General features: G+C 69.1%; 30 protein-coding genes. 4 read left to right on the top strand and 26 right to left on the bottom strand.

What is annotated here, in order from left to right; translation table 11 throughout:
• Positions 1-21: 21 nt before the first annotated feature.
• The 4 genes from M8I34_RS20900 to M8I34_RS20885 all read right to left on the bottom strand — a co-directional run bounded on the left by M8I34_RS20900 (position 22) and on the right by M8I34_RS20885 (position 3,690).
• The gene (locus M8I34_RS20900) at positions 22-1,074 is read right to left on the bottom strand and encodes an LLM class flavin-dependent oxidoreductase (protein ID WP_250051073.1); all 1,053 of its coding nucleotides are present in this window, start codon (positions 1,072-1,074) and stop codon (positions 22-24) included.
• A 95-nt stretch (positions 1,075-1,169) separates the two neighbouring features.
• Positions 1,170-2,195, bottom strand: coding sequence for an alcohol dehydrogenase (locus tag M8I34_RS20895; RefSeq protein WP_250051071.1), 1,026 nt, complete (start codon positions 2,193-2,195; stop codon positions 1,170-1,172).
• Positions 2,196-2,301: 106 nt separating this feature from the next.
• Entirely contained in the window at positions 2,302-3,030 is a 729-nt protein-coding gene (locus tag M8I34_RS20890) for a glucose 1-dehydrogenase (protein ID WP_250051069.1), read from the bottom strand.
• A gap of 258 nt (positions 3,031-3,288) precedes the next feature.
• Complete coding sequence (locus M8I34_RS20885; RefSeq protein ID WP_250051065.1) at positions 3,289-3,690, bottom strand: ester cyclase; 402 nt, start codon at positions 3,688-3,690, stop codon at positions 3,289-3,291.
• A gap of 492 nt (positions 3,691-4,182) precedes the next feature.
• Here M8I34_RS20885 and M8I34_RS20880 point away from each other — a divergent pair, with 492 nt between their 5' ends.
• From M8I34_RS20880 to M8I34_RS41955, 4 genes are all read left to right on the top strand, one after another.
• Complete coding sequence (locus M8I34_RS20880) at positions 4,183-4,671, top strand: (2Fe-2S)-binding protein (RefSeq protein ID WP_374210952.1); 489 nt, start codon at positions 4,183-4,185, stop codon at positions 4,669-4,671.
• A gap of 1 nt (position 4,672) precedes the next feature.
• On the top strand, positions 4,673-5,650 hold the full coding sequence (locus M8I34_RS20875) for a xanthine dehydrogenase family protein subunit M (RefSeq protein ID WP_250051062.1): 978 nt from the start codon (positions 4,673-4,675) through the stop codon (positions 5,648-5,650).
• Entirely contained in the window at positions 5,650-7,848 is a 2,199-nt protein-coding gene (locus M8I34_RS20870) for a xanthine dehydrogenase family protein molybdopterin-binding subunit (protein WP_250051061.1), read from the top strand. The genes M8I34_RS20875 and M8I34_RS20870 overlap by 1 nt, the downstream gene beginning before the upstream one ends.
• 111 nt (positions 7,849-7,959) lie before the next feature.
• The gene (locus tag M8I34_RS41955; protein ID WP_374210951.1) at positions 7,960-8,352 is read left to right on the top strand and encodes a hypothetical protein; all 393 of its coding nucleotides are present in this window, start codon (positions 7,960-7,962) and stop codon (positions 8,350-8,352) included.
• 13 nt (positions 8,353-8,365) lie between these two features.
• On the opposite strand, the gene M8I34_RS20860 is transcribed toward M8I34_RS41955, so the two are convergent.
• From M8I34_RS20860 to M8I34_RS20755, 22 genes are all read right to left on the bottom strand, one after another.
• Positions 8,366-8,842 (bottom strand): hypothetical protein, encoded by a 477-nt coding sequence (locus M8I34_RS20860; RefSeq protein ID WP_250051060.1) that lies wholly within the window; start codon positions 8,840-8,842, stop codon positions 8,366-8,368.
• A 26-nt stretch (positions 8,843-8,868) separates the two neighbouring features.
• Positions 8,869-9,990 (bottom strand): DnaB-like helicase N-terminal domain-containing protein, encoded by a 1,122-nt coding sequence (locus M8I34_RS20855; protein ID WP_250051058.1) that lies wholly within the window; start codon positions 9,988-9,990, stop codon positions 8,869-8,871.
• Positions 9,990-11,246, bottom strand: coding sequence for a DNA cytosine methyltransferase (locus M8I34_RS20850; protein ID WP_250051056.1), 1,257 nt, complete (start codon positions 11,244-11,246; stop codon positions 9,990-9,992). The genes M8I34_RS20855 and M8I34_RS20850 overlap by 1 nt, the downstream gene beginning before the upstream one ends.
• Complete coding sequence (locus M8I34_RS20845) at positions 11,243-12,166, bottom strand: hypothetical protein (protein ID WP_250051164.1); 924 nt, start codon at positions 12,164-12,166, stop codon at positions 11,243-11,245. Before M8I34_RS20845 ends, M8I34_RS20850 begins: the two co-directional genes overlap by 4 nt.
• A gap of 35 nt (positions 12,167-12,201) precedes the next feature.
• Positions 12,202-12,669 carry a hypothetical protein gene (locus tag M8I34_RS20840; protein ID WP_250051054.1) on the bottom strand — a complete coding sequence of 156 codons (468 nt, stop codon included), beginning with the start codon at positions 12,667-12,669 and terminating at the stop codon, positions 12,202-12,204.
• Complete coding sequence (trpA, locus tag M8I34_RS20835; protein ID WP_284050597.1) at positions 12,662-13,459, bottom strand: tryptophan synthase subunit alpha; 798 nt, start codon at positions 13,457-13,459, stop codon at positions 12,662-12,664. Before trpA ends, M8I34_RS20840 begins: the two co-directional genes overlap by 8 nt.
• Before the next feature lie 38 nt (positions 13,460-13,497).
• On the bottom strand, positions 13,498-13,899 hold the full coding sequence (locus M8I34_RS20830; RefSeq protein WP_250051048.1) for a hypothetical protein: 402 nt from the start codon (positions 13,897-13,899) through the stop codon (positions 13,498-13,500).
• A 172-nt stretch (positions 13,900-14,071) separates the two neighbouring features.
• A complete protein-coding gene (locus M8I34_RS20825; RefSeq protein ID WP_250051047.1) occupies positions 14,072-14,716 on the bottom strand; it encodes a hypothetical protein in 645 nt (214 codons plus the stop codon).
• 201 nt (positions 14,717-14,917) lie between these two features.
• Positions 14,918-15,640, bottom strand: coding sequence for a DUF317 domain-containing protein (locus M8I34_RS20820; protein WP_250051046.1), 723 nt, complete (start codon positions 15,638-15,640; stop codon positions 14,918-14,920).
• A complete protein-coding gene (locus M8I34_RS20815) occupies positions 15,637-16,476 on the bottom strand; it encodes a hypothetical protein (protein ID WP_250051043.1) in 840 nt (279 codons plus the stop codon). Before M8I34_RS20815 ends, M8I34_RS20820 begins: the two co-directional genes overlap by 4 nt.
• 45 nt (positions 16,477-16,521) lie before the next feature.
• Positions 16,522-17,121, bottom strand: a complete 600-nt coding sequence (locus M8I34_RS20810) for a hypothetical protein (protein ID WP_250051041.1) — start codon at positions 17,119-17,121, stop codon at positions 16,522-16,524.
• Between the two features lie 40 nt (positions 17,122-17,161).
• Positions 17,162-17,644 carry a hypothetical protein gene (locus M8I34_RS20805; RefSeq protein ID WP_250051039.1) on the bottom strand — a complete coding sequence of 161 codons (483 nt, stop codon included), beginning with the start codon at positions 17,642-17,644 and terminating at the stop codon, positions 17,162-17,164.
• A gap of 69 nt (positions 17,645-17,713) precedes the next feature.
• Complete coding sequence (locus M8I34_RS20800) at positions 17,714-17,935, bottom strand: DUF317 domain-containing protein (RefSeq protein WP_250051037.1); 222 nt, start codon at positions 17,933-17,935, stop codon at positions 17,714-17,716.
• A 68-nt stretch (positions 17,936-18,003) separates the two neighbouring features.
• Complete coding sequence (locus M8I34_RS20795) at positions 18,004-18,618, bottom strand: hypothetical protein (protein ID WP_250051035.1); 615 nt, start codon at positions 18,616-18,618, stop codon at positions 18,004-18,006.
• 54 nt (positions 18,619-18,672) lie between these two features.
• Complete coding sequence (locus M8I34_RS20790) at positions 18,673-19,281, bottom strand: hypothetical protein (RefSeq protein WP_250051033.1); 609 nt, start codon at positions 19,279-19,281, stop codon at positions 18,673-18,675.
• A gap of 56 nt (positions 19,282-19,337) precedes the next feature.
• The gene (locus M8I34_RS20785) at positions 19,338-21,137 is read right to left on the bottom strand and encodes a type IV secretory system conjugative DNA transfer family protein (RefSeq protein ID WP_250051032.1); all 1,800 of its coding nucleotides are present in this window, start codon (positions 21,135-21,137) and stop codon (positions 19,338-19,340) included.
• 39 nt (positions 21,138-21,176) lie between these two features.
• The gene (locus tag M8I34_RS20780; protein ID WP_250051031.1) at positions 21,177-21,947 is read right to left on the bottom strand and encodes a DUF317 domain-containing protein; all 771 of its coding nucleotides are present in this window, start codon (positions 21,945-21,947) and stop codon (positions 21,177-21,179) included.
• Positions 21,944-22,534 (bottom strand): hypothetical protein, encoded by a 591-nt coding sequence (locus tag M8I34_RS20775; RefSeq protein ID WP_250051029.1) that lies wholly within the window; start codon positions 22,532-22,534, stop codon positions 21,944-21,946. Before M8I34_RS20775 ends, M8I34_RS20780 begins: the two co-directional genes overlap by 4 nt.
• A gap of 68 nt (positions 22,535-22,602) precedes the next feature.
• Complete coding sequence (locus M8I34_RS20770) at positions 22,603-23,424, bottom strand: DUF317 domain-containing protein (RefSeq protein ID WP_374210950.1); 822 nt, start codon at positions 23,422-23,424, stop codon at positions 22,603-22,605.
• A gap of 7 nt (positions 23,425-23,431) precedes the next feature.
• Complete coding sequence (locus tag M8I34_RS20765) at positions 23,432-23,776, bottom strand: hypothetical protein (protein WP_250051026.1); 345 nt, start codon at positions 23,774-23,776, stop codon at positions 23,432-23,434.
• Between the two features lie 26 nt (positions 23,777-23,802).
• Complete coding sequence (locus M8I34_RS20760; protein WP_250051024.1) at positions 23,803-24,606, bottom strand: DUF317 domain-containing protein; 804 nt, start codon at positions 24,604-24,606, stop codon at positions 23,803-23,805.
• A complete protein-coding gene (locus M8I34_RS20755) occupies positions 24,603-24,992 on the bottom strand; it encodes a hypothetical protein (RefSeq protein ID WP_250051022.1) in 390 nt (129 codons plus the stop codon). The genes M8I34_RS20760 and M8I34_RS20755 overlap by 4 nt, the downstream gene beginning before the upstream one ends.
• Positions 24,993-25,152: the final 160 nt, after the last annotated feature.

The raw sequence follows: 25,152 nt of genomic DNA, 5'->3' as shown, positions 1-25,152 counted from the left end.
CGGTCGGTGGGTGTGAGCGCTTCAAGGGCTTCGATCTACGGAGGGCCGCCGTGCGCGCCGCGCGCCAGGAGTGCGACGCGTCGGTACCTGTACGTCGCGGGCGATGGCGATGAATCGTTCGAGTTCGCCGGGGATATCGGGGCCGGTGGGCTGGTAGACGATTTCGGTGATGCCGTCTCGGGCGTAGGCGCTGAGCGTGTTACGGATGTGGTCGGGGGTTCCGGTGACGGTGGTGGAGGTGATCGCCTGCCAGCTTCCTGCGTTCCAGGCAGCGGTATCGGCCGCACTGAGGTCGGTGAGGTGCTGGTCATGTACGGCGAGGTGGCGTTCGGTGCGGGGGTGGGCGGTGATGGCATCGAGCCAGGCTTGGCCGCCGGGCAGGGTGGTGGGGTCGCCGCCGAACTCGTAGGCGGCGTGGTGGGCCAGAGCGTTGCCGGGTCCGGCAGCCGCGCGTACCCGCGGGGAGTCGAGCGGTTCCTCCTCGCTCAGGACGGTGCCGTGGATGCCCAGAGCGGCCCAGGTGAATTCGTGGGCGTGGGCGGTTTCGCCGTTGACGCTGAACAGGCCGTCAGCGATTTTGCGGGTAACAGCGAGACCCTTGGGGCCGAGCGCGGATACCAGCACCGGAATGTCGATGGGGCGCTGCGGTGCGTTCGTGCCGGGATGCATCATGCGCATGGGGGCGCCGTCCCATTCCACGGTGTCACCGCGCAGCAGAGCGCGTACCGTGCGGACGTAGGTGCTGAGGTAGGACCAGGTGGCCGGGGGTGCGCCGAGGGCGCGCGTGCCGTTGAAGCCGGTGCCGAAGGCAAGGGCCACTCGGCCGGGTGCGAGGGCGGCGAGGGTAGCGGCGCCGGAGGCGTTGACCATCGGATGGCGCAGGGTCGGGACGAGGACTCCGGGGGCGAGGCCGATGCGGTGGGTGCGTTCGGCGGCCAGTGCAAGCATCGCCCAGATGTCGGGGCTTTGGGCGGGGGTGTCGTGGAGCCAGGCGCGGTGGTAGCCCAACTGCTCGGCGGCGGCGATGTGTTCGGGTGAGCGCAGGGATGTGGCGAACTGGCAGGACACGTCCATCGGTCAGGCTCCTTGGACAGGTAGGAAAATTCCCACCCCCCAGGCTCATGCCTGGGGCTCTGAGCTGGGTGGGTGATCAAGCGGCGCGTGCAGAATCAGCGGGTGGTGACCACCATTCGGAAGCGCGCTGCGCCGGAGAGCATTTTTCGGTATGCCTCGTCGGTCTGGTCCAGGGGCACGATCTCGGTCATCGGGCGGATCCCGTGCAGGGCGCTGAACGCCATGGTGTCCTGGGTGTCCTGCGCGGTGCCGCCGGGGTGGCCGCGGAGGATCTTGCCGGCCATGAGCAGCTGGTTCGGGCTGATTCCCAGCGGTTTCGGGTCTGCGCCGATGACCACCAGCTCGCCGCGGGGGCGTAGCCCGTCCACGGTCGCGGTGATGGCGTCGGAGTTGGCGGCGGTGGCCAGGACGACTTTGGCGCCGCCGAGGGACTGCAGCGCGTCCGCGACCGGGGTGTCGGCCGTGCTGTCGAGGTAATGGTGGGCGCCGAGTTGTCTGGCGAAGTCGGCCTTGGCGGCTCCGCGGGCGATGGCCACGGTCTCGAAGCCCATCGCGGCCGCGTACTGCACCCCAAGGTGCCCGAGCCCGCCGATGCCGAGGACGGCCACCAGGTCACCCGGCCGTGCGGAGCTGCGCCGCAGCCCGTTATAGGTGGTCACCCCCGCGCAGGCCAGGGGTGCTGCATCGGCCGCCGCCAGCGCGTCAGGGATGCGGGCCAGAGCGTCGGTCGGCGCAATCACCACGTCGGCGTAGCCCCCGTCGTAGGACCATCCGGGGATCTTCAGGTTCTCGCACACGACGAAGTCGCCCTGTCGGCAGGGCGTGCAGTGGCCACAGGCGCCGCCGAACCAGCCGACCGCGACCCGGTCGCCCACCTGCCAGCCGCTGTCTTGCGTGCCCTCGCCGAGCGCCTCGATGCGCCCGGCGATCTCATGCCCAGGGACCAGTGGAAACGTCACGCCGGGAAACTCGGCGTTCACGAAAACACTGTCGCTGTGGCAGATTCCGCAGGCGTCCACGGCAACCCGTACATGCCCGGGGCCCGGCTGCGGCACCTTACGCTCGACGATCTCAAACGGACCGCCGGAGGCGGCAACCTGCGCGACTCGATAGGTACTCATCTGGATCCCTGCCTTGGGGAGTGGGTCTGTTCTGGAAGTCTGTGTCCGCAGGTGGTCAAGACGGGCCGGCGAACTGAGGGACACTTTCGAATACGCGCTTGCGGTATTAGATTTGCGCTCTGCCGCCATCAACGAAAAGTTCGATTCCGGTGACGAAGCTGGAGTCATCTGAGGCCAGGAAAAGCGCCGCCTTGGCAACTTCGCCGGGCTCCCCCATGCGGCCCATCGGAATGGTGGATGCAATCTTCGCGATGGCGTCTTGAGGCTGCGTCGCCACAAGTGGCGTTTCGATCGGGCCAGGGCTGAGGACGTTGGACCGGATGCGGCGATCTTGCAGCTCTACCGTCCATCCCCGAACGAAGTTTCGGATGGCGGCCTTGCTCGCACCGTAGACCGAGAACGCTGAGGTTCCCTTGACGCTCGCAACGGAGCCCGTGAGAATGATGGAGGCGCCGTCATTCAATAGCGGTAGGGCCTTTTGTACCGTAAAGAGCGCCCCCTTCACGTTGATGTTGAAAATTTTGTCGAAATGCTCTTCCGTGACGTTTTCCAGCGAAGCGAACTCTCCTAGGCCGGCGTTGGCGAAAACGATATCGATTCGCCCCTTCGCCTTGACGGTCTCGTAGAGCCGGTCAAGGTCGGCCAGTTCGGCGACGTCTCCCTGAACGCCGGATACGTTGCTGCCGATTGCCTTCACGGCTTCGTCGAGTTCTTTTCGGCGGCGGCCCGTGATGAAGACATAGGCGCCCTCTTCGGCGAAGAGCTTTGCTGTGGCCAGCCCGATCCCCGTGGTGCCACCGGTGATAACCGCTACTTTTCCCTGCAGCTTGCCCATAGTCACTACTCCCGATAGCGGTAATACGGTTGATCGGACGGCCCGGGTTCCTGGATGCCGCAATCATCTCAATTTGGAAGGATCAGGTCGAGCCGAATTGCCCACACCCAATGGTGAATTAAATCGCCGAGCGGCGACCCTGTGCCTAAATCCTGGAACCCGCGAACTCCAGCCGGCCGGTGGCTGGTGTCAGCCAGGGGCGCCCAAGGAAATGGCCGAAGTGCTGGCCGTCAGGCTTCGTCCATGCGGCGGTGCCGGTCAGCTGCCTGGCGGGAACTGGTCGCCGAACATCGGCAGGCCGCTGGCGGACTCGGCGCGGGTCGCCTCATCCTGCAGGACGTCCCAGTGCTCGGCGAGTTTGCCGTTCTCGATGCGCACGACGTCGGCCGCCACCGAGGCGACGGGGCTGCCGGTACCGCTGAAGCGGCCGTAGAGCATGACGTAGTCGCCTTCGGCGAGCACGAGCTGGTGCTCGTAGCGCAGGGTGTCCGGCAGCGAGCGAACCAGGTCGAAAAGACCCGCGCGTCCTGGTGCGATGTGCGCGCTGTGCTGGATGTAGCGATCGGACCAGAAATCTTCGGCAGCGACGTAGTCACGCTTGTTGAACAGCGTGTCGAACGCTTCCAGCACCAGCGCCTTGTTCTGTTCGGGAGTAGTCATGTGGTCCTCCACGAGGTAGCCCCTACATCCCCCCATCACCATGTCGATTGGCTGGCACCCACCATGCCGCAAAGCGCACGCGGCTGATCCACGCCTCGCCGACTCCTACTCGGAGTCGAGGAAGAGTTGGCGTGCTCGACGAACAGCTCGGGGTACTGGTGACGAGCGCCGCGGTGGGAACCGGGTCAGAGGATGAGCTGTGCCTTGGGGCGTGCTGCTGCAGCAGAGACGAATTGGCTGTGGGGCTGATGTCGTTTTGCCGTTGACGACAAGAGTGGGCTGCTCGAAGTCCGCCAGGTTGTAGCCGTCTGCCCAGACGGGAACCACTGGCGAGCCGCCGACCATGACGCGATGTCCCAGGTTTCCTGGCTTCCGGCACACCCCACGCCGAACAATTTGAGGCGATTAACTCGCATATAACCGGAGAAGAGAGCAAAATGCTGCTTCCAGCACTTACATAAGTAATTGGACAGTCCCTCCAGGAGCGACGCGATGCCTCAAAATGATCCGGCCCCTGAGACGGCCGTGATGCTGCAGGTCAACGGCAACGAGGTCGAGGTGAGGTGTGATGTGCGCGCGACACTCCTCGACCTGCTGCGCGAGCGGCTCCGTCTGACCGGCACAAAGAAGGGATGCAACCGCGGCGAGTGTGGCGCCTGCACCGTGCACCTCGACGGCCGCAGAGTCAATGCCTGCCTGGTCCTGGCGGCCAGCGCAGACGGAGCCGAGGTGACCACGGTGGAAGGACTGGCCCGCGGTGAACAACTGCACCCGGTGCAGGCGGCGTTCATCGAGGCGGACGCGTTCCAGTGCGGGTTCTGCACTCCCGGACAGATCATGTCGGCCGTCGCCTGCATCCTGGAAGGGCACACCGGATCGAACGAGGAGATCCGCGAGTGGATGAGCGGGAACATCTGCCGCTGCTCGGCGTACCCCCAGATCGCTGCGGCGGTTGCCTCGGCGGCCCGAGACGAGGTGTGACATGCGGCCGTTCACCTACGTCAAGGCACAGACGATCGCAGGAGCGCTGGAGAAGGCACAGGCCCGGGACACCGTGTTCCTCGCCGGCGGCACAGAATTGCTCAACTGGGCCAGGATCGGCATCGAATCTCCGGAGCACCTGGTCGACATCGGCCGCCTGCCGAGCCTGGACGGCATCGAAGCCGGCGACAACGGCGTACGCATCGGTGCACTGGGCCGTTTGAACGACGTGGCGCAGGACCCTCGTGTCGCTTCCTCCTATCCCGTCCTCTCCCAGGCCATCCTCAAGGCTGCTTCGCCACAGATCCGCAACGTGGCAACGATGGGCGGGAACCTCGTGCAGCGCACCCGCTGCCCTTACTTCCGGTCCGCGGAGCCGGTGCCCTGCAACAAGCGCGCTCCCGGGTCGGGGTGCGCTGCTCTGCACGGCGCCAACGAACGGCTGGCGATCTTCGGATGGACCGAGGAGTGCGTGGCGACGCAGCCCTCCGATCCCGTCGTCGCCCTGGCGTGCCTGGATGCCCAGATTGTCACCGAGCACCCCGACGGCGGACGAACGATCCCCGCCACACAGTTCCACACGTTGCCCGCCGAAGCCCCCTCCGCACACAACGTGCTGCGTTCCGGCGAGTTGATCACCGCGGTCGATCTCGGAGCGCCTGCCCCCAGGTCCGCGTACGTCAAGGTGCGTGAACGCCAGAGCTACGAGTTCGCTCTCGTTTCGGCCGCCGCAGCGGTCGAGGTCGAAGAAGGCGTGATCTCCCGCGCGCGTCTCGCCCTGGGATCGGTCGCCATGCGCCCGTGGCGTCTCTACGACAGCGAACGTGCCCTGGTCGGTCTGCGCCCCGGAAGCCCGGAAGTGCTGCACGCCGTCACTGTGGGGTTTCGCGACAGCCGCCCGCTCTCGTCGAACGCGTACAAGATCCCACTTGCGCGCAACACGGCCATGCGCGCCCTCGAATTGGCCCTGGAGGCGTGATGACCACCACCCGAGACGTCACCAGGCAGGACGGTCCCAAGAAGGTGACCGGAGCTGCCTCCTACACGGCCGACTACAACGCGTCCCGGCAGCTCTACGCCGTCCTGGTGGGGGCAGCTGTCCCCAACGGTCGTGTCACTGGATTCGACCTCGTTGACGCCCTGGCAGCACCTGGAGTGGTCCGTGTCTTGACGGCCGGTGACCTGCCTGCAGTGCATGACGACTTCACGGCCCTGCCCAGTCCCCCTCTGGCGACTCGCTTCCTGCCCATGCAGTCGGACATCGTCCACTACGCCGGACAACCTGTGGCCATGGTCCTGGCCGAGACACTCGAAGCGGCAGAGGGGGCCGCCGCCAACGTCGGTGTCTCCTATGAGCGAGAGCCGTTCGTGAACCCGGACACCGCCGTATCGGTTCCCCCATCGCCGGACAGTGGCTATGGCATGCTCGCCGAACTGGAATTCCGCAAGGGAGACGTACCCGAGGCCCTGTCCGGAGCCCCCGTGCGGGTTGACAGCACCTACACCCAGCCGTCGCGGCACGGCAATCCCATGGAGCCCAGCTCCATCGTCGCCGAGTGGGACGACGGAGTGCTGACCGTCCACGACTCGGCCCAGCACGTGTACGCCGTACAAGACACGCTGGCCGGCGCGTTCGGGCTGCCCTCGGACAAGGTCCGGGTCATCGCTACCCACACGGGCGGCGGATTCGGCACCAAGGCATTCGTCTGGCCACACGAGATCCTCGGCCCCATGGCGGCGAAGGCCGTCGGGCGACCGGTAAAGCTGGTCCTCAGCCGGGCCGACATGTACAGCATTGTCGGCTACCAGCCGCTGATGGAGCACCGTCTGTCCCTCGGGGCCGACAAGAGTGGACAGCTCCAAGCCATCGCCCATGAGGTCGACAACGTCACCTCCGTCACCGACGACTATGTGGAGTTCGGCAGCGTTCCCTCCAAGTCCCTTTACGCGGCGGCGAACATCTCCACCAGCCAGCGTGTGCGCCGTGGAAACGTCAACCTCTCTTCGTTCATGCGCTCACCCATCGACGGCCCCGGTAGCTGGGCCCTGGGGTCGGCCATCGACGAGCTGGCGCACGCACTGCGCATGGATCCGCTGACGCTGCGGACTGTCAACTACGCGGACAACGACCCTGCGGACGGATCGCCTTGGTCCTCCAAGAAACTGAAAGAGGCGTACGACCAGGGAGCTCGGCGATTCGGCTGGTGGAACAGGCCGAAGGGCGGTACCCGTGATGGGCATTGGCTGATCGGCTGCGGCATGGCCGATTGCACCCAGGGCCAGTTCCGGTTCTCCTCGCAGGCCAAGGTCAGGCTGCAAGCCGATGCCACTGCGCGTATCGAGGCCGGCTTCACTGACATCGGAGCTGGCTCGACCACCATCTTCCCGCAGATCACGGCGGAGACGCTCGGCCTGGACATCAGCGCCGTCACCGGGGTCTCAGGCGACACCAAACTTCCCTATGCCTGCCCCACTTACGGGTCGGGCACGACGCTGTCCATGGGAACAGCCGTGCACAACGCTTCCCGTGACGTGCTGCGGCAGCTCTCCGAGGCGCTGTCCTGGCCGGCGGGCGAGGTCCAGGCCGAGGCCGGGCAGCTCACGTGGCAGGATGAGAGCAAGCCTTTCCAGGACATCATGCGATCCGCTGGCCTGGAAGAGATCGTTGGGACGGGAGCATTCGAGCTGCCGGGCGGCGCATCCGCCGACGCGGGAGCACCGGGATACTCCTCACGCACCTTCGGCGCCATGTTCGTCGAAGTGGGAGTGGACCCGGAACTGGGGCTACTGCGGCTGCGCCGCGCGACGGGCGTCTACAGCGTCGGCGCCGTCGTCAACGAGCGGACGGCCCGATCTCAGATGATTGGCGGAGTCGTGTGGGGATGGGGCATGGCCGCCATGGAGGCGAGCCACTTCGAACCCCGGCTGGGCCGATGGCTCTCCCAGGACCTGGCCGGGGTCCCGTTGCCGGTCAACGCCGACATCCCCCCGGACATCGACATCTCCTTCGTCGACGAGTTCGACCCACACGCCGGCCCACTCGGCGCCAAGGGGGTCGGCGAGCTCTCCGCCACCGGAGTCGCGGCCGCGGCCGCCAACGCAGTCTTCGACGCCACCGGGCGGCGGGTCCGCAACCTGCCGATCACCCCCGGCAAGCTTCTGGACGCCCTGCTGTGAGCAGCACCGTCACCAACGGGAGAGGAACCCCAGGGAGGAACAGGTGCTGGACCTCGCGGCCGAAGACTGCACGGATGGAGCGCGAAGGCTGAGCCTGCCGCGGTCGCCACGGTGGTCTCGGCAAGTGGCAGCGCCTCGCGGCAGCCGGGCGCTGCCCTGCCCGTCGGCTCCTCGTCCTCGGTCTGGCCGTTATGGCGGGCAATGTCGTGCTGCTGGCGCCGTCGGCTCACGCACCGGCCTGTGGCGACCCGCGGTTCCCGCGAACGAGGGTCCCGGCGAGAGGCGAAGCGACCATCAGGCCCCCGCATCCCAGAGGCATCGGCTCGGGCCAGCGAAGCCGCAGACACAAGTCCCCGGCTGGACGGGGGTGGCCAGCCGGGGACTGCAGTGCGTGTGCCCCGCGCATTACAACCAAATCACGCAGGCACGTGGGCCGCGCGGGTTAGTTGGTGCAGGTGTCGAGCATGGAGGTCAGGGCGGTCTTCTCGCTGTCGGTGGTGGTGAGTTTGAAGACGGACTACACGTGGGTGAAGTCCTCGGCATAGGTGCACCAGAAGGCGTGGTTGGTCGGCTTCCAGTTGGCCGAGCCGCTGTCGCTCTTGGAGCTGTTGGAGGACTCTGAGGCGACAACGAGCTGGGGGTCTTTGACGTCGTTGCCGAAGGCTTTGCGCTGGTCCGCGGTCCATGTCCATTCCTCGTCGATGCCTTCGCGGAGCTGGGGCGTGATCTCGACGGCGATCCCCGAGGTGATCAGTGCCCGGGCGGCTTCCTCGGCCCAGTAGGGCTCCTCGTGGTCGATGCGGGCCAGGACCAGGGTGTTCTTGGCGACGACGTGCCAGTCGGCGGCTTCCAGGCCAACGTGGGGGATGTGGGCCTGGGCGCCGGTAAGGGTGGCGATCGCAGCGCTGGGGTGGGGTGGGTGTCGAGGCGGACGTGGGCGTCGATGGACGGGGGTGTCACCAAGGAGTGCTCTTTCTGCCGGTGTCCGGGCCAAGGGGGCCGGACACCGGCGGGCTTGGGTCAGAGGGAGATGCGTGCCGTGGGCGGAGCCGTGGTCCGCGGTGGACTTGCCCGGGGCGCCGCCGTGCCTCTGGTGCGTGCGGGCCTGCTCTTTGGCGCGGGTGAGGTGGCGTGTTGCCACCGGGTGCGTATGGCGGACAGGTCGGCGAGCGCGCGGCGGCTGCCGACGACGAGCTGGTACGGCGTGGTGGCCGGGTCCTCGGTGAATGCCTCGATGCGTCGGCCGATGTGGTGGGCGGTGCCGAGGACGGAGCGCTGGAGGATCCGCTCGCCCCAGCACTCTGCGGAGCCGAGCGGGCTGGCGAGGAGGTCGAGCAGCTCACTCGGCTCGGGCCCGGCGCTGAGGAGGCCACGGTGCTGCGCCTCCCACAGGACCGTGACGGGGTCGACGGGGGTATTGCGCCGTGTCAGGGCGACCAGGCACTGCCACAGTCCGGCGTGCAGGGGGTGCGTGAAGTCGTCGGGCTGCAACCATCGCATGGTTGTCACTTCGTTGGGGTGGGCGGTTGCGGTGGCGAGCAGCAGTCGCTCCTCGTCGAGGGCTTCTTCTCCGGCCTCGGGTGGGGGTGGGGGCGGTGCAGGGGTGCGGGGTAGGGAGCTGGGGTGTGGGGTGAACTGGGGGGCGAGTTCGTCGAGGTAGCGCCCTAGGGCATCGGCTTGCGCAAGGACGGCCACGACCGAGTCCGGCAGTGTGGTGTCGGTGGCGATCTGGCACAGCCGGTCGGCGTGCTCGCGCAGCGTCCGGCGGGTGTGATCGGCGCGGATCATGCTCGCGTACGCTGCGGCGTGCTGGGGCCGGGGGCAGCTTTGGATGAGGGTGTGCAGGTAGGAGGCGGTCAGCCCTGGCGCCTCGGGTTGCGCCTTGGCCAGTACGGCGCTGAGCCATGCCGTGTCCTTGGCGTGCTGCTTCGGGCTGGGGGTCGGCACGGTGCGCATGGCGTGGAACAGAGTGCTGTGGGCGTGATTGCCGAAATGGTCTGGCGTCAGACGGCTGATGGTGCTGAGCCGGTGTGGTTCGAGCAGGAGGGCGCCGAGCAGGGCTTGTTCGGCGTAGTGCACGGGTTGTGGCGGTGGCAGGTTGTCCAGGTCGTCGCCCTCGTACGGGTCGGCGGGGTGGGGCATTAGGCGGCCAGGGTGAAGTCGTCGGGGTTGAGGGTCTTGCCGAGGTGTGGGGCGAGGAGGTGGGCGGCGAGGCGGGGAGGTACGGCGTTGCCGATCTGGCTGAAGACTTGGCCCTTGTTGCCGGCCCAGGGGTAGTTGGCGGGGAAGGTTTGTAGAACTCCGGCTTCCTGGGCGGTGATCCGGATGGGCACCGGGACGGGTAGCGACTCCGCGTCCCCGGCAGGCGAGGCGACGGGCTCGGCGACCCAGGTGCATTCGTTCGAGCGATGCCCGAAGAACAGCGTTCCCGCGGGCTCGGGCAAGGGCCGGATGGTGGCGTGGGCCTGGTTGTTGCTCCGCAAGGACCACGACCAGTCAGGGACCGGCACCGGACGGCCCGCTGCCTGTTCGTCCTGGTCGCTGGGCCGGTCGGCAGGCTTGGTTCCTTCCCGGCCGGAGGGCTGGAGGGGGGCATCCGGGTGGGGTGTCCAGGTGCCGCGGTCGCGGGCGGTGGACAGTGCCTTGCGGGAGCCGGAGGGGAAGGGCTCGGCGCCGCCGCCGGGTCCGCCGCCGGCGCAGACGGTGGGCACGGGCCGGTCGGTCGCTCCCCAGCCCAGGGCCTGCGCCATGCTGACCCAGCGGGTGCGGCCCGGCCCGAACAGCCCCTCGGGCTCTTCGATTTTGGCGTGGGTTGGCGGGGGCGGCTGGGCGGTGCGGACGCGGGAGGCGAGCAGGATCGCCCGCCTCCTGGTCTGGGGCACCCCGTAGTCCGCGGCGTTGAGGATGCCGGTCCACACGGAGAACCCCCAGCGGCGCAGGATCACCGCGTACTGCTTCCACAGCGGGAGGACGTCTGGCACTTCCTCCATAGCGACCCACTCCGGCTCTCCGACCGAATTCAGGTCGTGGAGGTAGCGCATGGGCTCGGCGGCCAACAAGGAACGCACATCCCGGCAGGCGCCGAGGAGCGCTTCGCGGGTGTCGCGACCAGTGGCGAGGTCTGAGACCGCCTGGTGGACCAGGGGCTGGTCGATCAGCCCGAGGCGTTTGCCGGCCATCGACCATGCCTGGCACGGCGGGGACGCGATCAGCCCGTGCGTTCGGCCGATGAAGGGCCACGTCGGATACGTCGCCACGTCGGACCGGATCGTCAATTGCCCAGCAGCAGTACGCGTTTTGCAGGCCCACTCCTCCCATTCCAGGCCAAGATCCTGGGCGCCGAGGACGCTCAGTGCCCTGCTCCAGCCGCCCGGCCCCGCGAAGAGGTCGAGGATCAAGCGGCCAGCCCGAAGTCGTCCGGCACCGCGGCTTCGGCATCACCGCGACAGGCCCAGGGCGAGCAGCCGTCCACGACGCCGTTCTCCAGCTCGTAGGCATCGTCAGCCCCGATGCGCAGGGCGGCCCGCTCGGCGGGGGTGACGTGATCGATCGGCGCTTCGCCGAGAGGGACGCGGGAGCGGTGCAGGAATGCCTCGCCCAGCAGGCGGTTGCCGCTGGCGTTGGCGCGGGCGTTTCCCTGACGGATGGCGGCGTCGAAGGCCACCACGTCCGCCCACTCGGCAGGCGAGGTGTCGCGGATGTGGCGCCACTGCGCGTTGCCGTGGAACGGGCACCCGAGGCACGACGACTTCGGGGTGTCCGCGAGGTTGAGCGACGACAGGTAGCGGACGCAGTCGGCCCTGCTCCAGCCGAGGTCGATGAGCGGGTGCCGGTTGCGCATGTACTTCACGTCGGCGTCCTTGGCGCGGTGGAACTCGTCGGTGGAGATCCCGACCCACTGCTCGACGAACACCTCGCGCGGGATGCGGGCGGGGTAGGGGTAGCCGAGGAGTTCGCGGACCTGCTTCTTGATCGGCTTGATCTTGTATTCGCCCGTGCACTGCCGCCGGGTCATTCCGGCCTTGCCGTCCTGGTTGAGGATGTGGAGGGGCATGGAGGCGAACCGGTGCTGGGGGTCGAGTGCGTCGTCGCGGATGTTGCCGGTGGACACCCGCAGGACGGGGATGCCCGCCGGCGCGGCGATCTCCCGCTCCAAGCGGTCGAGGTGCGCATAGACGGCCTGCGGTTCCCAACCGGTGTCAGCGAAGATCGCGTAATCGACCTTCGGAAGGATCCCCTCGGCGGAGAGGGCGAGGAGAGTGCTGGACTGAACACCGGCGCCAAGGGAGAGGGCGCGGAATCGGGGTTGATCTGAAATGGTCTGTCCTGGAGATGGGGAAGCGGGGGCACGCCTCAATGCGGCGGGTGCGTCGGCAGGTTGGGCGCGGCCAGCCGGTCACGGTGTATGGCGTGGCAGAGGGCGGGGATGCGGTCGAGGAGGTCGATGGCCGACTCGATGAACTGCTGCGGCGAGGGGCCGATGAGGACCACCCGTTGTGACACGGCATCGGCTCGGCGGCGCCGGTTCTCCACCGCGCGCGCAAGGGCGGCGGCCAGTTCGGCGCCCGCGTCCTGGGCGGCCTTGGCGATGTGCGCGACCCGTTCGAGGACCAGCAGGTCCGCGGACGTGCTGTGCGGCGTGTGCTGTGCGAGGCCGCGGAACAGATACAGGGCGGTGTCGGCGAGGTCTTGGGTCTCGGTGATCCACGCGGCCAGCGCGTACGCGTCGTCGGTGGTGCTGGTGCGCAGGGCCCGGTCCAGGGCCAGGGCGTCGGTGGTGATCCGGTCCAGGATCTGAGCCGGTGCGGGGTGATCAGGCACAGGTCTCCGTGAAGGTGGGCGTGTGCAGGGCCTGGGCGAACGCAGCAGTTACTTCGGCGGCTCGATCAGGGGCGGCGCCCAGGGCGCGGACGACGGGGGTGCCGATGACGACGGCATCCACCACCGGGGCGACGCGCGCGGCGAGGGCCGGTGTCGAGACCCCCACGCCCGAGACCACGGGCAGCGGGCTCGCGCCGCGCAGGCGCCGGGTGAAGTGCCCGAGCGCCGGGATGTCGAGCGGGCCGCGGTATCCGGTGGGCGCTGTGCTGGCGGGTGCGTAGAGCCATCCGGAGGCGCCGGCGACCGCAGCGGGGAGGCTGGTGTCGGGAGTGGTGCGCGGGATGAGGCGTGGGGTGCCAAGTCCCGCGTCTCGCGCGGTGTCGTGCCAGCGGGCCGCCTGGTGGGCGGGCAGGTCGACGACCATCACGCCGGCGGCACCTGCGTCGGCGAACAGGCGGGCCAGGTGCTCGGGGCCGTGGCGGCGGACGGGCTCCCAGTAGGTCATGACGACGGCCGGCCGGAGGCCGGCGGCATGCTCGACGGCGCGGACGGCGGCATCGAGGACATTTCCGCGTCGCAGGGCACGGTGGTACGCGGTCTGAATGACAGGGCCGTCGAGAACGGCGTCCTCGGTTGCCAGGCCGATCTCGAACAGGTCGGCACCTGCCTGCGCGAGCTGGTCGAGGTGACGGCGCTCGGCGGATACCGGATGGAGGCCGGCGGGGACGAACACGCCAAGCGAGCAGCGGGGTTGGGTGAGGAGGGTGTGGAGGGGATCGGCAGTGGTCAGGGTGGGGCCTTTCCCGGCGGATGGGCTGTCGCCGGAGGTCAGCGGCGGCGCCCGGCCGGTGGAGTCGGGGGCGCGGGCGGGTCGGCGGTGTGTCGCGGTTGCGGGCCGGGCGGATCGGGCGCGGCGGGAGGGCTGCTGAGGGCGGGTGCGACGAGGTCGAGGGTCAGGGCGACCTGCTGGGCCTGGTCGTGGGCGTCACGCAGATGCCCGGCGACGTCGTCAGGGAGCTGGTCCCACTGGGCTCGGTACTGGTAGCGCTGGATGATCTCGGCGGCGTTGCGCAGCTGGTCGGCGACCTGCCGCAGGATCGCGGTCTGCTGCTCGGGTGCGGTCGCGGTGTGCGTGGCCTGCAGGAGCGCGTCGAGTGCGGTGGGCAGCGGCTCGTCGTCCGCGGGGAGGCCGAAGAGGTGGGCGTGCAGTGCCTGGGCGAAGACCGTCACGGGTCCGCCTCGGCCGCGGTGGCGGTACTCGGCTGGGGCCTGTCGGCGGACGCTGAAGTGCACGGTCACGTCCCGGGTTGCGGCGCCGGGGCATATCTGGTCGGCGAGGGCCTGGGCCAGATCGTGTGCTGTCGGGGTATCGGAAGGCGTCGTGGAACTCCGTGAGTTGAGGTCAGCGGGCCGCGGCTTTTGCCGCGGTCGCAGCCGGGCGGGCTGGTGGGCGTGTTGCGGCGGGTGCGGTGGAGCGGGGCCGGGCGAAGGCGGCGGCGAGGTCGCGGCGCCCGGCTGCGGTGAGGTGGACGCGCTCGTCGCGGAACCAGGCCGCCGGGCAGTCCTCGCGCATCACCAGGCCGCGGCTCTCCAAGGCGCGGATGATGCTGACGCGGAGGTCCTCGCGGCGCAGATGGGGCTTGCCGCCGGTGATCGCCACGTCGCCGCGCGCTACCGTGCGCAGCGTGGAGTCCTGGGTGCGGGACAGGACGGGCGGCCGGTACTCGGGTACGAAGCCCCAGCGGCGGCGTTCGACGACGAAGAGTTCAGCGGTCGCCAGGGCGTCTGAGGAGCCCAGGGCGGTGAGGCTCGCCACGATGCTGAAGCACCGGCCGGCTCCCCGGCGGGCCTCCTGCTCGGTCACGACCGCCAGGAAGCCGTCGCCCAGCTCAACGGGCAGCCCCGCGCGGGTGTGGTCGAGGAGGTCCACGGCATCGATGAGATGGTCGGCTGCGTCGGACGCGAGATGGGCGAGTTGGCGCACGCGTGCGTACACCGCGTGGATCACGGGGCTGTGGTACATCGGCTGGGCGTTGAGGGCGTCCACGATGGCGAGCGCGGACCGGGCCAGGTGCTTGTCCAGATTCCCTCTGGGCGTTCAGCAGCGTGACGGGGGTGGGCCCGTTGAGCGCGTGCCGCTGGTGAGCGTCGTTGAAACGGGTGAAGTCGGCCGCCAAACTGAGGAGTTGCTCGGCGGGCTCAAGGGAGGCGGTCTTCTCGGTCAGGATGGCTCCGGGAGATTGGAGAGTCAGCGACGCCTGCCGGGGCGGCCGGGGCGGTCGAGCTGCGCGAGTGCATGATGAACGTGGGCATTCACGGCGGCTCCGCGCACCGGCGTGATCAAGGCAGTGCGCCCATGTCGCGTGCTGAGAGGGACGTCGGCGAAGACCCGCTCCACCGCCATCGGCGCGGTCAGGTGGGAGAAGAAGTTGCGGACGAGGCACTCTGGGGTGTCCTGCGTGAAGGTGGCCAGCGGCGCGCCCTCGAAGTAGACGTGCTCGACCTGCCAGGCGATCTCCTCGCCGGGCGTGTGCTGCAGTCGGCAATACAGGTCGGGCGAGGTGAGGGCGCCGTCCTCGGCGGACCAGTCGTTCAGCTCGGCGATCTGGTCCAGGGACATGTCCGTGATCGGGATGCGGTCAGCGTGACGGACATCGCCGAGCAGCTGGGGCAGTGCCTGGGTGACGGCGGCGACCGCCTCCAGAGGCGCCTGCCTGCTGAACACTGCTTCCCAGTACGGCTCATGGTGGGCCACCGTGACCCACTGACCGCGCGGGTGCAGCGGGGCGAAGTCGACGAACAGGCTGCCGTCGGGGCTGTCGATCGTGACGTGCCCGGTGGCGGCGTCGTGCTCGTGGTTCCACTCGAAGAGCTGGATGAGGGGGCCGATGACGTCGGCGATCCGGTCGCCGGCGCCTGCCATGTAGCGAGGCGAAACCATGACCTGGTCGTCGTGTGCGTACGGGCTCATCGGCGCACCTCCCGCTTCACCGCAACCGCCGTGGCTGTTGGAGCGGCTGCCGGCACCGCGGTCACACCGCTGCGGGACCGGTACTGAGCCAGCGCGCGCTGCCCTTCGGCGGTTACGGTGATGCCCCGCCCCTGGTAGAGCGGTACAGAGGTGTCGAGGTGGACCAAACCACGCTTGTCCAGGGACTGGAACGTGCTGATGGTGATCAGGGTGTGGTCGGGGGTGAGGACGATGGTCGAGCCGCGGCCTCGTGTCTGCATCGTGGCCCCGCCCTTCGCCAGCGCGCGCAGCGCTTCGTACTGGGTGGGACTGATCTTGTGCGGCGCCTGTTGGCTGTTGGTGGATGCGCGTTCGAGGTCGCGGGTGATGCCGGTGACCAGGTAGTGGCAGGCGGTTTCGCACACGTCGAGCTGGTGGGCGGCGTCGGCGAGGTAACCGATCATCTCTGGTACGGCACGGGCGTGCCGGGCGTTGCGGATGCTGTCCTCGTCCTGGTGCGGTCCAGCGAAACCGGTGCTGTCCAGGGGGTTGGCGGCCAGCGCGTGCGCGAGGCCGGAGCTGGCCAGGCACGCACCGGAGACCACGGCACCGAGAGCATTGAGCGACTGTCGGCTGCCGCTGACGGCTGTGTACGGGCTTCCGCCGAGGGCGGACAGCGGCATGAGCGCCTTCCCGACCAGCTCCTGGCTCTTGAGCACGAGGGGCGTGAGCTGCCGAAGGGCTTCTGTTCCTGGTGCGACAGCGAGGTCGCGGACCCGCTCGTGGAGGGCCTTGAAATCGTGGGCGAGGTGGCGCAGGTGGTTGATCTGCTCGTGTAGATCGACGGCGGTGGTCAACAGGGCTCCGGGGCATGCCCTTGAGAAGGGCGGCGGGTGTGGGAGTCAGCGCAGGCGACGACGCGTCGCCGGACCGGGCGGCGGGCTGGCTGCCGCAGGTGATGCAGGGCGGGGCGCGGCCGGGATGTCCATCGGTGTGGGGATGCCGAGGCCGACGTGGACCGTGAGGCCGTGGGTGTAGGCGTGCGCTTCGGCGGCCGTGACGGCGCCGAGCAGGCCGTGCTGCTCCAGACCGGGTGGCGGTTGGTAGGAGGGTCCGTCCACGGTGTTGAAGCCGTGCTGTTCCAGGAGTGAACGGGCGGCGGTGGTTGCGGCTGTCGCCGTCACGGTGCCGTTGGCGAACTGGAAGCGGAGGTCCGGATCGGCTTCGGGAGTATCGGGGCTCCAGCGCGTCGTCCAGGAGAGGTCGACAATGTCGATGGTGCAGGTCAGAAGCCCGTCCATTGCGTCCCCGGCGCTCTCGTGGGCGTCCCGGGCGGTGCCCGGTGGGAGCAGGTAGAGCGTGCGGCCGAGGTGCTCACGGGCGAGGAATCCGGCATCGGCCAGCATGCGGTCGGCGTCGCGGATACGGCGGTTGAGAACCACGAAGGTGTGCCCGTCGTCGGTGGAGCCGATGAACACATCGGGGATGTTCAGGAAAGACAAGCAGGTCCAGGGAGTGGTTGGGGAGAGGGTTGGAGGCTGCTCAGCGGGCCCGGCGCGAAGCGGTCTGTTCCGATGTCGCCACCTGGGACGGGGCAGAGGGGGACGGACGCCGTGCCGGGGTGGGCGTGCGTAGCGCGGTGCGGGCATCGTCGAGGGATTGCGCGGCGGCGTGCAGGTGCATGCGCAGCGCGCAGTGATGCTCGATGTCGTGCAGCCGTGCAGCCGTGGACGTGTCGGGGTTCGGTTTGCTGAGCGCGGCGAGCGGAACCATGGCCTGGGCGTAGTGGTACTGCGCCCTGCTCAGCGGGACAGCCGCGTCGGTGAGCGCTTCGACCGGCCGCCAGGAAGAGCCGGTCTCGTGGGCAGAGTCAAGGTGATAGTGGGCGTCGCCGGCGAAGCGCAGAGAGAGGTGGCTGAGCAGGCCGATGTGGTGCAAGGCGGTGAAGAATCCGTCAGGGCCGGTTTTGCCGGGGTGGAAGCGGACGTCGGCGACGACTGCGTCCAGCGCGGCTGTGGGCGTCATGTCGTCGAGTTCGTAGGGTTCGATGAGGGTGTCCTGTCGTGGGCTTGCCAGACTGCGAGGGCGATCTGCTCAGTCCCGAGGTCCGTCCGCGGCCGGGACGGCGTGCGTCTGGAGGCTGAACTGGGCGGCCCAGTAGGGCTCGTGATGGCGGATGTCCCACCAGATGCCGTCGTCCCGGGACGGCTCGAAGCCGACAAAGACGCTGCCGCAGGGGCTGTCGATGGCGACTCGCCCGGTGCGCGGGTCGTGTCCGTAGGGCCAGTTGAACAGGTGGACCAGCGAGCCGATCACATTGTTCGTCCCGCCTCCGGCCAGATGCCGTGGGGAGACGAGGACCAGGCCGTTCGGGGCGAATCCGTTCAGCGGCGCCTCCTACCTGTGTTGCCGGGAGCGAGCACTGGGCCCGGTGATGCTGCCTGGGCACGGGCAGGCTTCTGGCGCGGTGCGATCGGGATCGCGTCGGGCGTGGGGATGCCGAGGTCGACGCGTGAGCCGAGCCCTTCGATGTAGGCGTGCAGGTGTGCATATTCGACGGCGTCCAGGAGGCCGAGTTCGTCCAGCCCGCTCGGCGGCTGATATGAGCCGTCCGGGGAAGGGGTGAAGCCGTGCTGTTCCAGGATCCGTCGGGCCATGTCTGTCTCGGCGGTTGCCGTCACGGTGCCGTCCGCGAAGCGGAAGCGGAGATGGGAGCCGGGCAGGGGACGGTGGGGGTGCCAGTCGGTCGTCCAGGACAGGTCGACGAACTCCTTGTTGCCGACCAGAAGCCCGTGCAGGGCCCATACGGCTCGTTCGTTGGCGTCCTGGGGTACCCCCGGCGGGATCAGGTAGATGGTGCGGCCGTTGTGTTCGCGGGCAGTGAAGCCGGCATCGGTCAGGATGTGGTCGGCGCCGCGACGGGGGCGGTTGAAAACGACGAAGGTGTGCGCGTCGTCCGTCGACCCGATGAACACATCGGGCAGATCCACGAAGGACATATTTCTCCGGGTGAGGCTGCGAGGGTAAGGGGGGAGGCGTTCAACCGGGCGCGGTCAGCGTGTCCTTGGTGCGGCTGCGCGCGTTGCGGGGCTCGGGCACGGTGCGTGGGCCGCTGTAGGGGCCGCTGCGGATGAAGTGGTCGTGATGCCGGGGCTGACGAGGGCGCGGTCGATGAGCTGCTGGTCCTCGCGCTGCGCAGCGGCGGAGGCCAGGCGACGGGAGAGCCGTTGTGCCAGCGAGCGGTACGCCTTGGTGGAGGCATCCATTCTCTTGGCGGCGTCGTTCAGGACTCGTCGGCTCGCCTTTGGGGTCTCATCGGCGTCTTCGTACAGCAGCACTTCGGTGCGGGTGTGGATGGCAAGGGTGCACATGGCGGCGGCGAGCGACACCTGGGCTGAGGCTTCGGCGAGTTCGGCGAGGTTCTCGTGTCCGTCCTTCATGACCGCGTACTGGCTGGTGGACAGCTCCGCGAGCTGCTGCGTGCACCGCGTCGCCAGCTCCTGCGCCCGTACGGCGATCGGAGCCAGCTCGCGGACCGGCTTGGAGATCTCTCCGGCACGGACCTGTTCCACGTCTGCCCGCAGCGATTCCAAAGTGGGCGCCACCTGGCCGAGGAGGCGGGTCTGCTCTGCCAGGTCGATGGACTGCAATTCGAACTCCAAGAAATGGAAGGGGAAGGGCGAAGACGTCCGGATGACGCAAAGGAGCGGGCAAAGGGCTACGCGGCGGTGCCGTAGTCGTCCTGCTGGGGAGCGTGCTTGGCGACGGCACGGGTGGTGATGGCCTTCGACGCGCGGGCCGAGGCAGCGGACAGTTCGTCGGCGCCGGGCTCCAGGTACCACGGCCTCAGATCGAGCATCGCGGCGCGCATGCCGGTGGCGAAGCACAACGCGGTGCCCTTGGGGAGGGCGCGGATCGCGTCGGCGGGCAGGATCCGCTCCTGCCGCATGCTGACGGAAGTGGACTTGCCGGACTCGGAGTGCGAGGTGGACGTGGTCTGCACGTCGTGGTCGCCGATCAAGCGGGACAGTTTGTCGGCGAAGTCCGGGTCGTCGATGCCGGACCCGATCACCTTCACGGTGGAGGCGGACCACATGGCGTCCATGCCGGCGTCTCCCCAGACTTTCTGGCCCTGGCGGTAGCTCTGGAGGATCGTGATCGGGATGATTCCGCGGCTGCCGAGGTGGGAGTACAGGTCCGGCAGGTCGCTGATTTTGCACACGTTGGCGGCCTCGTCCAAGATCGCCAACATCGGCGGATCAAGACGTCCTCCCGCCCGCTCGGCCTGTGCAGTTGCGGCACGCATCACCGAATCCGCGCACGCTGCGATGAGCGCGCTCGCTCCGCCGCCGCCGTCCTTGCTGAGCAAGAAGAGCGTGTCGGTGGAGGTGACGAACTGCGCCGGCCGGAACTCGGGGACATCCTTCTGCGGTGTCACCCATGCCGCGATCTCTGCGTTGAGCAGGGCGGAGGCGTACTGGCGGGCGGTCTCGTAGATCCCGTCCCTCGTCTCCGGCGGCCCCTCCACGGTCCCCTTGAGCTGGGCGGCGACGGCAGCGAAGCCGTGGTCGCGGAGGATGTCGAGCGGGGTGCGGTCGGCCGGAAAGGCGAGCCAGGCCATGATGTCGGTGATCGGCCGCTCGTCGAGGGCTGCGGCCAGGAGCAGTTGGCTCAGGATGTTGCTGCCGGCCTTGGACCAGAAATCGCCCTGCTGACTCGCGTCGACGCTCGCGGCCAGGAAGTGCCCGGCCAGTCTGTTCGCGCCGTCCAGGGTCTTCGCGCTGGCGAGGGGGTTCCACCACATCTCGCGGGCAGCGTGGGCGATCTGCTGCGGGTCCATGGTCCACACCTGCCCCACCTCCGCCCGGGCGTCGTAGGCGGTAGTGAAGGCATCGCCGGCGGCCTTGTTCGAGGTCAGCAGGACCGGGCCGGGCGCGGCGAGAACGGAGGGGATGGCCAGCGATGTGGTCTTGCCGGACCGGGGGGCCATGATCGCGACGGCGACGTCCTCGAACCCCATCCGCACCTCATGGCGACTGCCTTGGAGGTTGCCGAGCAGGATGCCGGTGTCCTTCGCGTCGATGCGCTTGGCGTCCTTTAGGCTCGGGCGCAGGGAACGGGCCTTGTCGGTGATCGCCTTGGCCATCAGTGGCTCGATGTCCCCGGCCTTAGCCATGTCGCTGATCTTCTTCCGGCCACCGCCGCGGTTCTTGTACCGGGTCCACAGGAGACCAGCTGCTGCCCCGAGGGCCAGCAGGAGGAGAACGGGAACCATGCGGGTGCCGATCAGCAGGGACGTTTCCCCTGCCTTGGGCCACAACCGTTCGGGGTGGAGCAGGGCGGCGGTCGGCTGGTAGGCCACCGGTGCGGCTGATTCCGTCAGCCAGGAGGCAGCGTTCCCGCCGAGCCAGGCGAGATTGGCCAGGGGGACGGCGATGGCGAGAACGCCGAGGAGGATCTTGAAGGCTATGTCGTAGCCGTCGTTCGAACTCGGTGACGGGGAGGAAGGGTTGGGCAAAAGGGGGATTCCAGAGAGTGTCGGTGTGTGCGGTTGGCGTCAGCGGGTGCGCCGGGGAGGCGGCGCTTTCGTCGGCACGGGGGCGGACACTGGCTGCGTGGACCGATTGGCGAGGGCCGCGACGCCGCGCTCCAGGGCGAATTCGACCTCGGCGGCGGGACGTTGCGTAATGGTCACGTGGGCCTGTCGTCGGACGTTGAGCGGGACGCGGAGCGGATAGGCATCTCGGAGCAGCGGGGCCGCATCGGCGAGAGCGCGGGTGAAGCCGGTGATCAGGTGCGCCGGTGTGTCACCGCTGAGGTACGCGCGCCAGATCAGGCCCTCGGGGTCCTCACTGACCGCGGTTCTGGCGAACCAACAGTCCGTGAAGCCGTGGGTGAAGTGCTCCACATGGGCGAGGCCGTCGGGGGAGGTGAGGCCGTCGTGGTCGTGGCCTTCGAGCCATCCGGCCTGACGCAGGGGCTCATACGGATCGGGGGCGGGCGCCTGGGCTGTGGCCGGGTCGGTGAGGGCGTCGGTGAATCCGGCGATGATCTCGACGGGGGTGCGGACGCCGAAGCTCACCGACCAGGCCCGCTGCTCGCCACCTGCGTGCTGGAGGTTCCACCACGGACCGTCGGGGTCCGGTCCCAGACGCAGCACGGCCCTTCTGTCGGGACTGGTGAGCACCACGTGCGGTACCAGCGGGTTGGGTTGGGAACTCCAGTCGCAGGATCGGTGCAACGGGGCGGTGACCCACGCGGGATCGCCCCCGCCAGCCAGGTAGCGCGGGGCGACCAGTGCCATATCGACGATGTCGGGCGCGCTCACCGGTGGGCCCTGGTTGTGCGGCTGGCCGACACGAGCGGTGCGGGGGCTGGCACCAGAGGCGCGCTTGTCAGGGGTGAGGGTGTCTGCTGCGCGGCTCGGTGGATTTCGAGGATGGCTTCCCCGGCCGAGGCCCACTCGTCGAGGTAGGGCCCGGCTTCGGCGTTGCGCTGGGCTCGTTCGTCGTCGTAGAGCCAGGTTCCTGGGCGTGCGGAAGGGGGCAGGTTGTCGCGGGTGGCGAGCCATTCCTCCTGGAGGACGGCCAGGTAATCGAGCGCACTGTGGAGGGCCCCGAGCTGCCAGGCCCACCGGGACTGGATGGTTCCGGCCGGGAGGTGTTGCAGTTGCGTCTCAGCGGTGGCGACGAGGGCCTTGGCACCGGGACGGACTCGGTTGAATGCCCTCCAGATTTCTGCGTCGCGGTGGTAGGCGCGTCGCACATATGCCCCCACGTCGTGGGGCTCGCCGGCGAGGTTGGTGTGCTGCTCGGAGTAGGCGTCCCAGTCGGCGAGGATCTGGTCGCTTTCGCGGAGGAAGACGGCCAGCTGTTCCAGGCGGTGCTGGTGGATCTTGTGGGGGGATGTCTGCACAGGGGTCTTTCGGAGTGCGGTTCACCGGCCCGTAGCGGCGGCCCTACGGGCCGGTGGTGGTTGGATGGTCAGCGCCGCAGAGGTGCGGTCGCGCTTGTGGGCGGCGCTGGAGCCGAGGCGGTGACCGGTTGTTGCTGGCGGCGGGCGGCGCGGGCCTGCACGCGGAGGGCGTCGAGGCGGGTGGTGTGCGCGTCGAGGACCTGCTGCCGGGTGAGCGGATGGCTCTGCCGCTTCTGCACGGCGCTGCGGCGCGCGGTGCGTTCGTACATGCCGCGCTGGAGCGGGGCAGGGTCGGCGAGCGCCGTGATGAAGGCGTCCACGAGGTGGGCGGGCGTGTGCCCGTCGAACGAGGCGTGCCAGATCCGTTCCCCCAGGGTGCCGGGGCGCTGCTCGACCGCTTCGACGCGCCAGTGAGGCGTGCCGCCGTGGATGCGGTCAGTCTGCAGCTCTACGTGGCACAGGGCGTCGGGGGAGGCAGCCACGTCCCCTGCGTCGATCAGCCAGCCGGACGACTCCAACGTTCGGAAAGGGTCGGCCTGTTCGGCGGGCGGCGGGGCGATGAGGGCGTCGGTGAAGGCGCTGAGGATCTCGGCGGGGACGAGTTCGCCGAATTCGGCGTACCACGGCTTGGTGTCGGTGGGCTCGGCCCGCAGCCGCCACCAGGCGTGGGTGGCGGACTGCGGGTCGAACTGTAGGTGGTGGCGCCTGTCTGGGCTCGTCAGGACGATTTCGGGGCTGAGTGGGTCCGACGTGCGGGTCCAGCCGGCTGCGGCGAGACCGTGGGTGACGTGGCGGCCGTCGCCGGGGCCGGCGAGGTAGCGGGGAGTGGTATCGAACGGGATTCGCCAGGCGTGCGTGTCGGCGAACGCTGCGAGTTGCCGATCGCTCACCGGCACCCTAGGACTCCGCCGCGGTGGAAGGCCCACTCCGCACAAGGGTGCGCAGGTTGTCGAGGGTGTAGTGGAGGGTGTGCTGGTCTGTCAGCTCCCACGCAGCGGTGCGCAGGTCGTCGACCAGGGCGTGCACGGCCGTGCGGTTCGGGATGTCCGGGTGAGCGAGTACGGCGCGGGCGAGGGCGCGCAGGGTGTCGCCGAGCTGGACGGGCAGGCCGGTGTACTCGTCGAGCAGGGGTTCCATCAGGGCGATGGCCTCGTCGAGGTCGGGGTTCTCGCGCAGGTGCTCGGTGAGCTCGTAGAGGGTTTCGGTGGCGCAGCGGACGTCGTCCGGAGTGGGTGCGGGCATGGATCTCCTCGTGGATGCGGGGTGGTTCAGCGGGTGGCGCGGGCACTTCCGGCCGCCGCGTGGGGCCGGGCCGTGCGGTTGCGGGGTTGGGCGGCGGCCCAGGAGTTGCGGGCCCAGGTGGCGGCGCGGGCGGCGGTGATGCGGGTCTGCTGCCAGGCGCTGAGCTGGGAGGGCAGGACGGAGACGGAGATGGTGCTGACACGGGCGGAGGGCGGAACGGTTCCGCGGGGACGCATCACCGGCTGCGGGTCGGCCAGAGCTGCGGTGAGCGCCTGGACGAGGTGCATCGGGGTGGTGGGGGACAGATGTGCTTCCCACGTTCTGCCGTGCTCGGTGCGTGCCCCTGCCCACCAGAACGCCGTGCCGGGAGCGGTCTGATGGAACTGCATCCAGCTGCTGTCGTCCGGGCTGGTCGCCGTGGGGTGCCGGCGTTGTTCGGTTGTCCAGCCGTGCTGGTGCAGGGGGGCCCAGGGGTTGGGGGCGTGGGCGGAGCGGGGCTGGGTGAGGGCGTCAGTGAACCCTGCGACGATCTCCACCGGAGTCTGACGGCCCAAGGTCACGTGCCAGGCCGGTTGCCCACGCGTGGCCTCGGCGCGGATCATCCACCCGCCGGGTCGGATGAACGGGTCGTACGCGACGCGGATGGTGCGGTCGGGGCTGTCGAAGGCCAGAGGGCCGCCGCTCTTGGAGCGGTCCTTCCAGCCCGAGGCGCGCAGAAATTCGCTGACATGGCGCACGTCGCCGCCGCCGGCCAGGTACCGCGGTTCGACCAGGTAGTGCTGCTGGGCCTGTTCAACCGGGCCGCCGGCTGGCTGCTTGTGCTTCTTCACCGGTGCCGCCTGACGACCATGTCGGAGGCCACCGGCTTGGCCACAGCGGGGTGTGCGGCAGTCGGTGGGTTGGCGAGGCGGTGGATGTCGTAGGCGTGCTCGTCGAGGTCGAGCGCGATGTCGTTGAGTTCATTGGCGGCTCGGCCCAGGGCGAGGAAGACCTCGGGCGGGAGGGAGCCTGCCTGGGCGCGGTGCTGGGCGATCTGGGAGCCGGTGGCCATTAGTCCGGTCATCCGGCCCAGGACGCCTTCGTCGGCGTCGAGGACCTTTCCCAGGATCTTGGCTGCCTGGCGGGGCGGGGCCTGGGCGAGGTGCTCGGTCAGCTGGTCGAGTCCGTGTGCGATGTCCTCGGCGAGGGTGACGGCGTAGGGGGTGGGGTCGGGCATGGTCCTCCCGGAGCGCAGGGGCAAGGGGGTCAGGGGCGGTGTTCGAGGCGGCGGGATTCCCCCAGGGCGCCGTCGGGCCGGCCGGTGGCGAGCGGGCTGCCGCGGTCCCGCACGACGCAGGCGTGCAGGTATCGGCGGAACAGTGCGGTCGCGAGTCTGG

The sequence above is a fragment of the Streptomyces sp. MCA2 genome (assembly GCF_023544705.1).
Classification (GTDB): domain Bacteria; phylum Actinomycetota; class Actinomycetes; order Streptomycetales; family Streptomycetaceae; genus Streptomyces; species Streptomyces decoyicus.
Note: the sequence above shows the minus strand (reverse complement) of the source record. Positions and strands in the feature narration are given on the sequence as shown.

What these genes read in the sequence shown, in the direction of transcription:
- M8I34_RS20900 (WP_250051073.1), bottom strand. Translation starts at nt 1,074, where the DNA reads ATGGACGTGTCCTGCCAGTTCGCCACATCCCTGCGCTCACCCGAACAC.
- M8I34_RS20895 (WP_250051071.1), bottom strand. Translation starts at nt 2,195, where the DNA reads ATGAGTACCTATCGAGTCGCGCAGGTTGCCGCCTCCGGCGGTCCGTTT.
- M8I34_RS20890 (WP_250051069.1), bottom strand. Translation starts at nt 3,030, where the DNA reads ATGGGCAAGCTGCAGGGAAAAGTAGCGGTTATCACCGGTGGCACCACG.
- M8I34_RS20885 (WP_250051065.1), bottom strand. Translation starts at nt 3,690, where the DNA reads ATGACTACTCCCGAACAGAACAAGGCGCTGGTGCTGGAAGCGTTCGAC.
- M8I34_RS20880 (WP_374210952.1), top strand. Translation starts at nt 4,183, where the DNA reads ATGCCTCAAAATGATCCGGCCCCTGAGACGGCCGTGATGCTGCAGGTC.
- M8I34_RS20875 (WP_250051062.1), top strand. Translation starts at nt 4,673, where the DNA reads ATGCGGCCGTTCACCTACGTCAAGGCACAGACGATCGCAGGAGCGCTG.
- M8I34_RS20870 (WP_250051061.1), top strand. Translation starts at nt 5,650, where the DNA reads ATGACCACCACCCGAGACGTCACCAGGCAGGACGGTCCCAAGAAGGTG.
- M8I34_RS20855 (WP_250051058.1), bottom strand. Translation starts at nt 9,990, where the DNA reads ATGCCCCACCCCGCCGACCCGTACGAGGGCGACGACCTGGACAACCTG.
- M8I34_RS20820 (WP_250051046.1), bottom strand. Translation starts at nt 15,640, where the DNA reads ATGAGCCCGTACGCACACGACGACCAGGTCATGGTTTCGCCTCGCTAC.
- M8I34_RS20805 (WP_250051039.1), bottom strand. Translation starts at nt 17,644, where the DNA reads ATGACGCCCACAGCCGCGCTGGACGCAGTCGTCGCCGACGTCCGCTTC.
- M8I34_RS20795 (WP_250051035.1), bottom strand. Translation starts at nt 18,618, where the DNA reads ATGTCCTTCGTGGATCTGCCCGATGTGTTCATCGGGTCGACGGACGAC.
- M8I34_RS20765 (WP_250051026.1), bottom strand. Translation starts at nt 23,776, where the DNA reads ATGCCCGCACCCACTCCGGACGACGTCCGCTGCGCCACCGAAACCCTC.
- M8I34_RS20755 (WP_250051022.1), bottom strand. Translation starts at nt 24,992, where the DNA reads ATGCCCGACCCCACCCCCTACGCCGTCACCCTCGCCGAGGACATCGCA.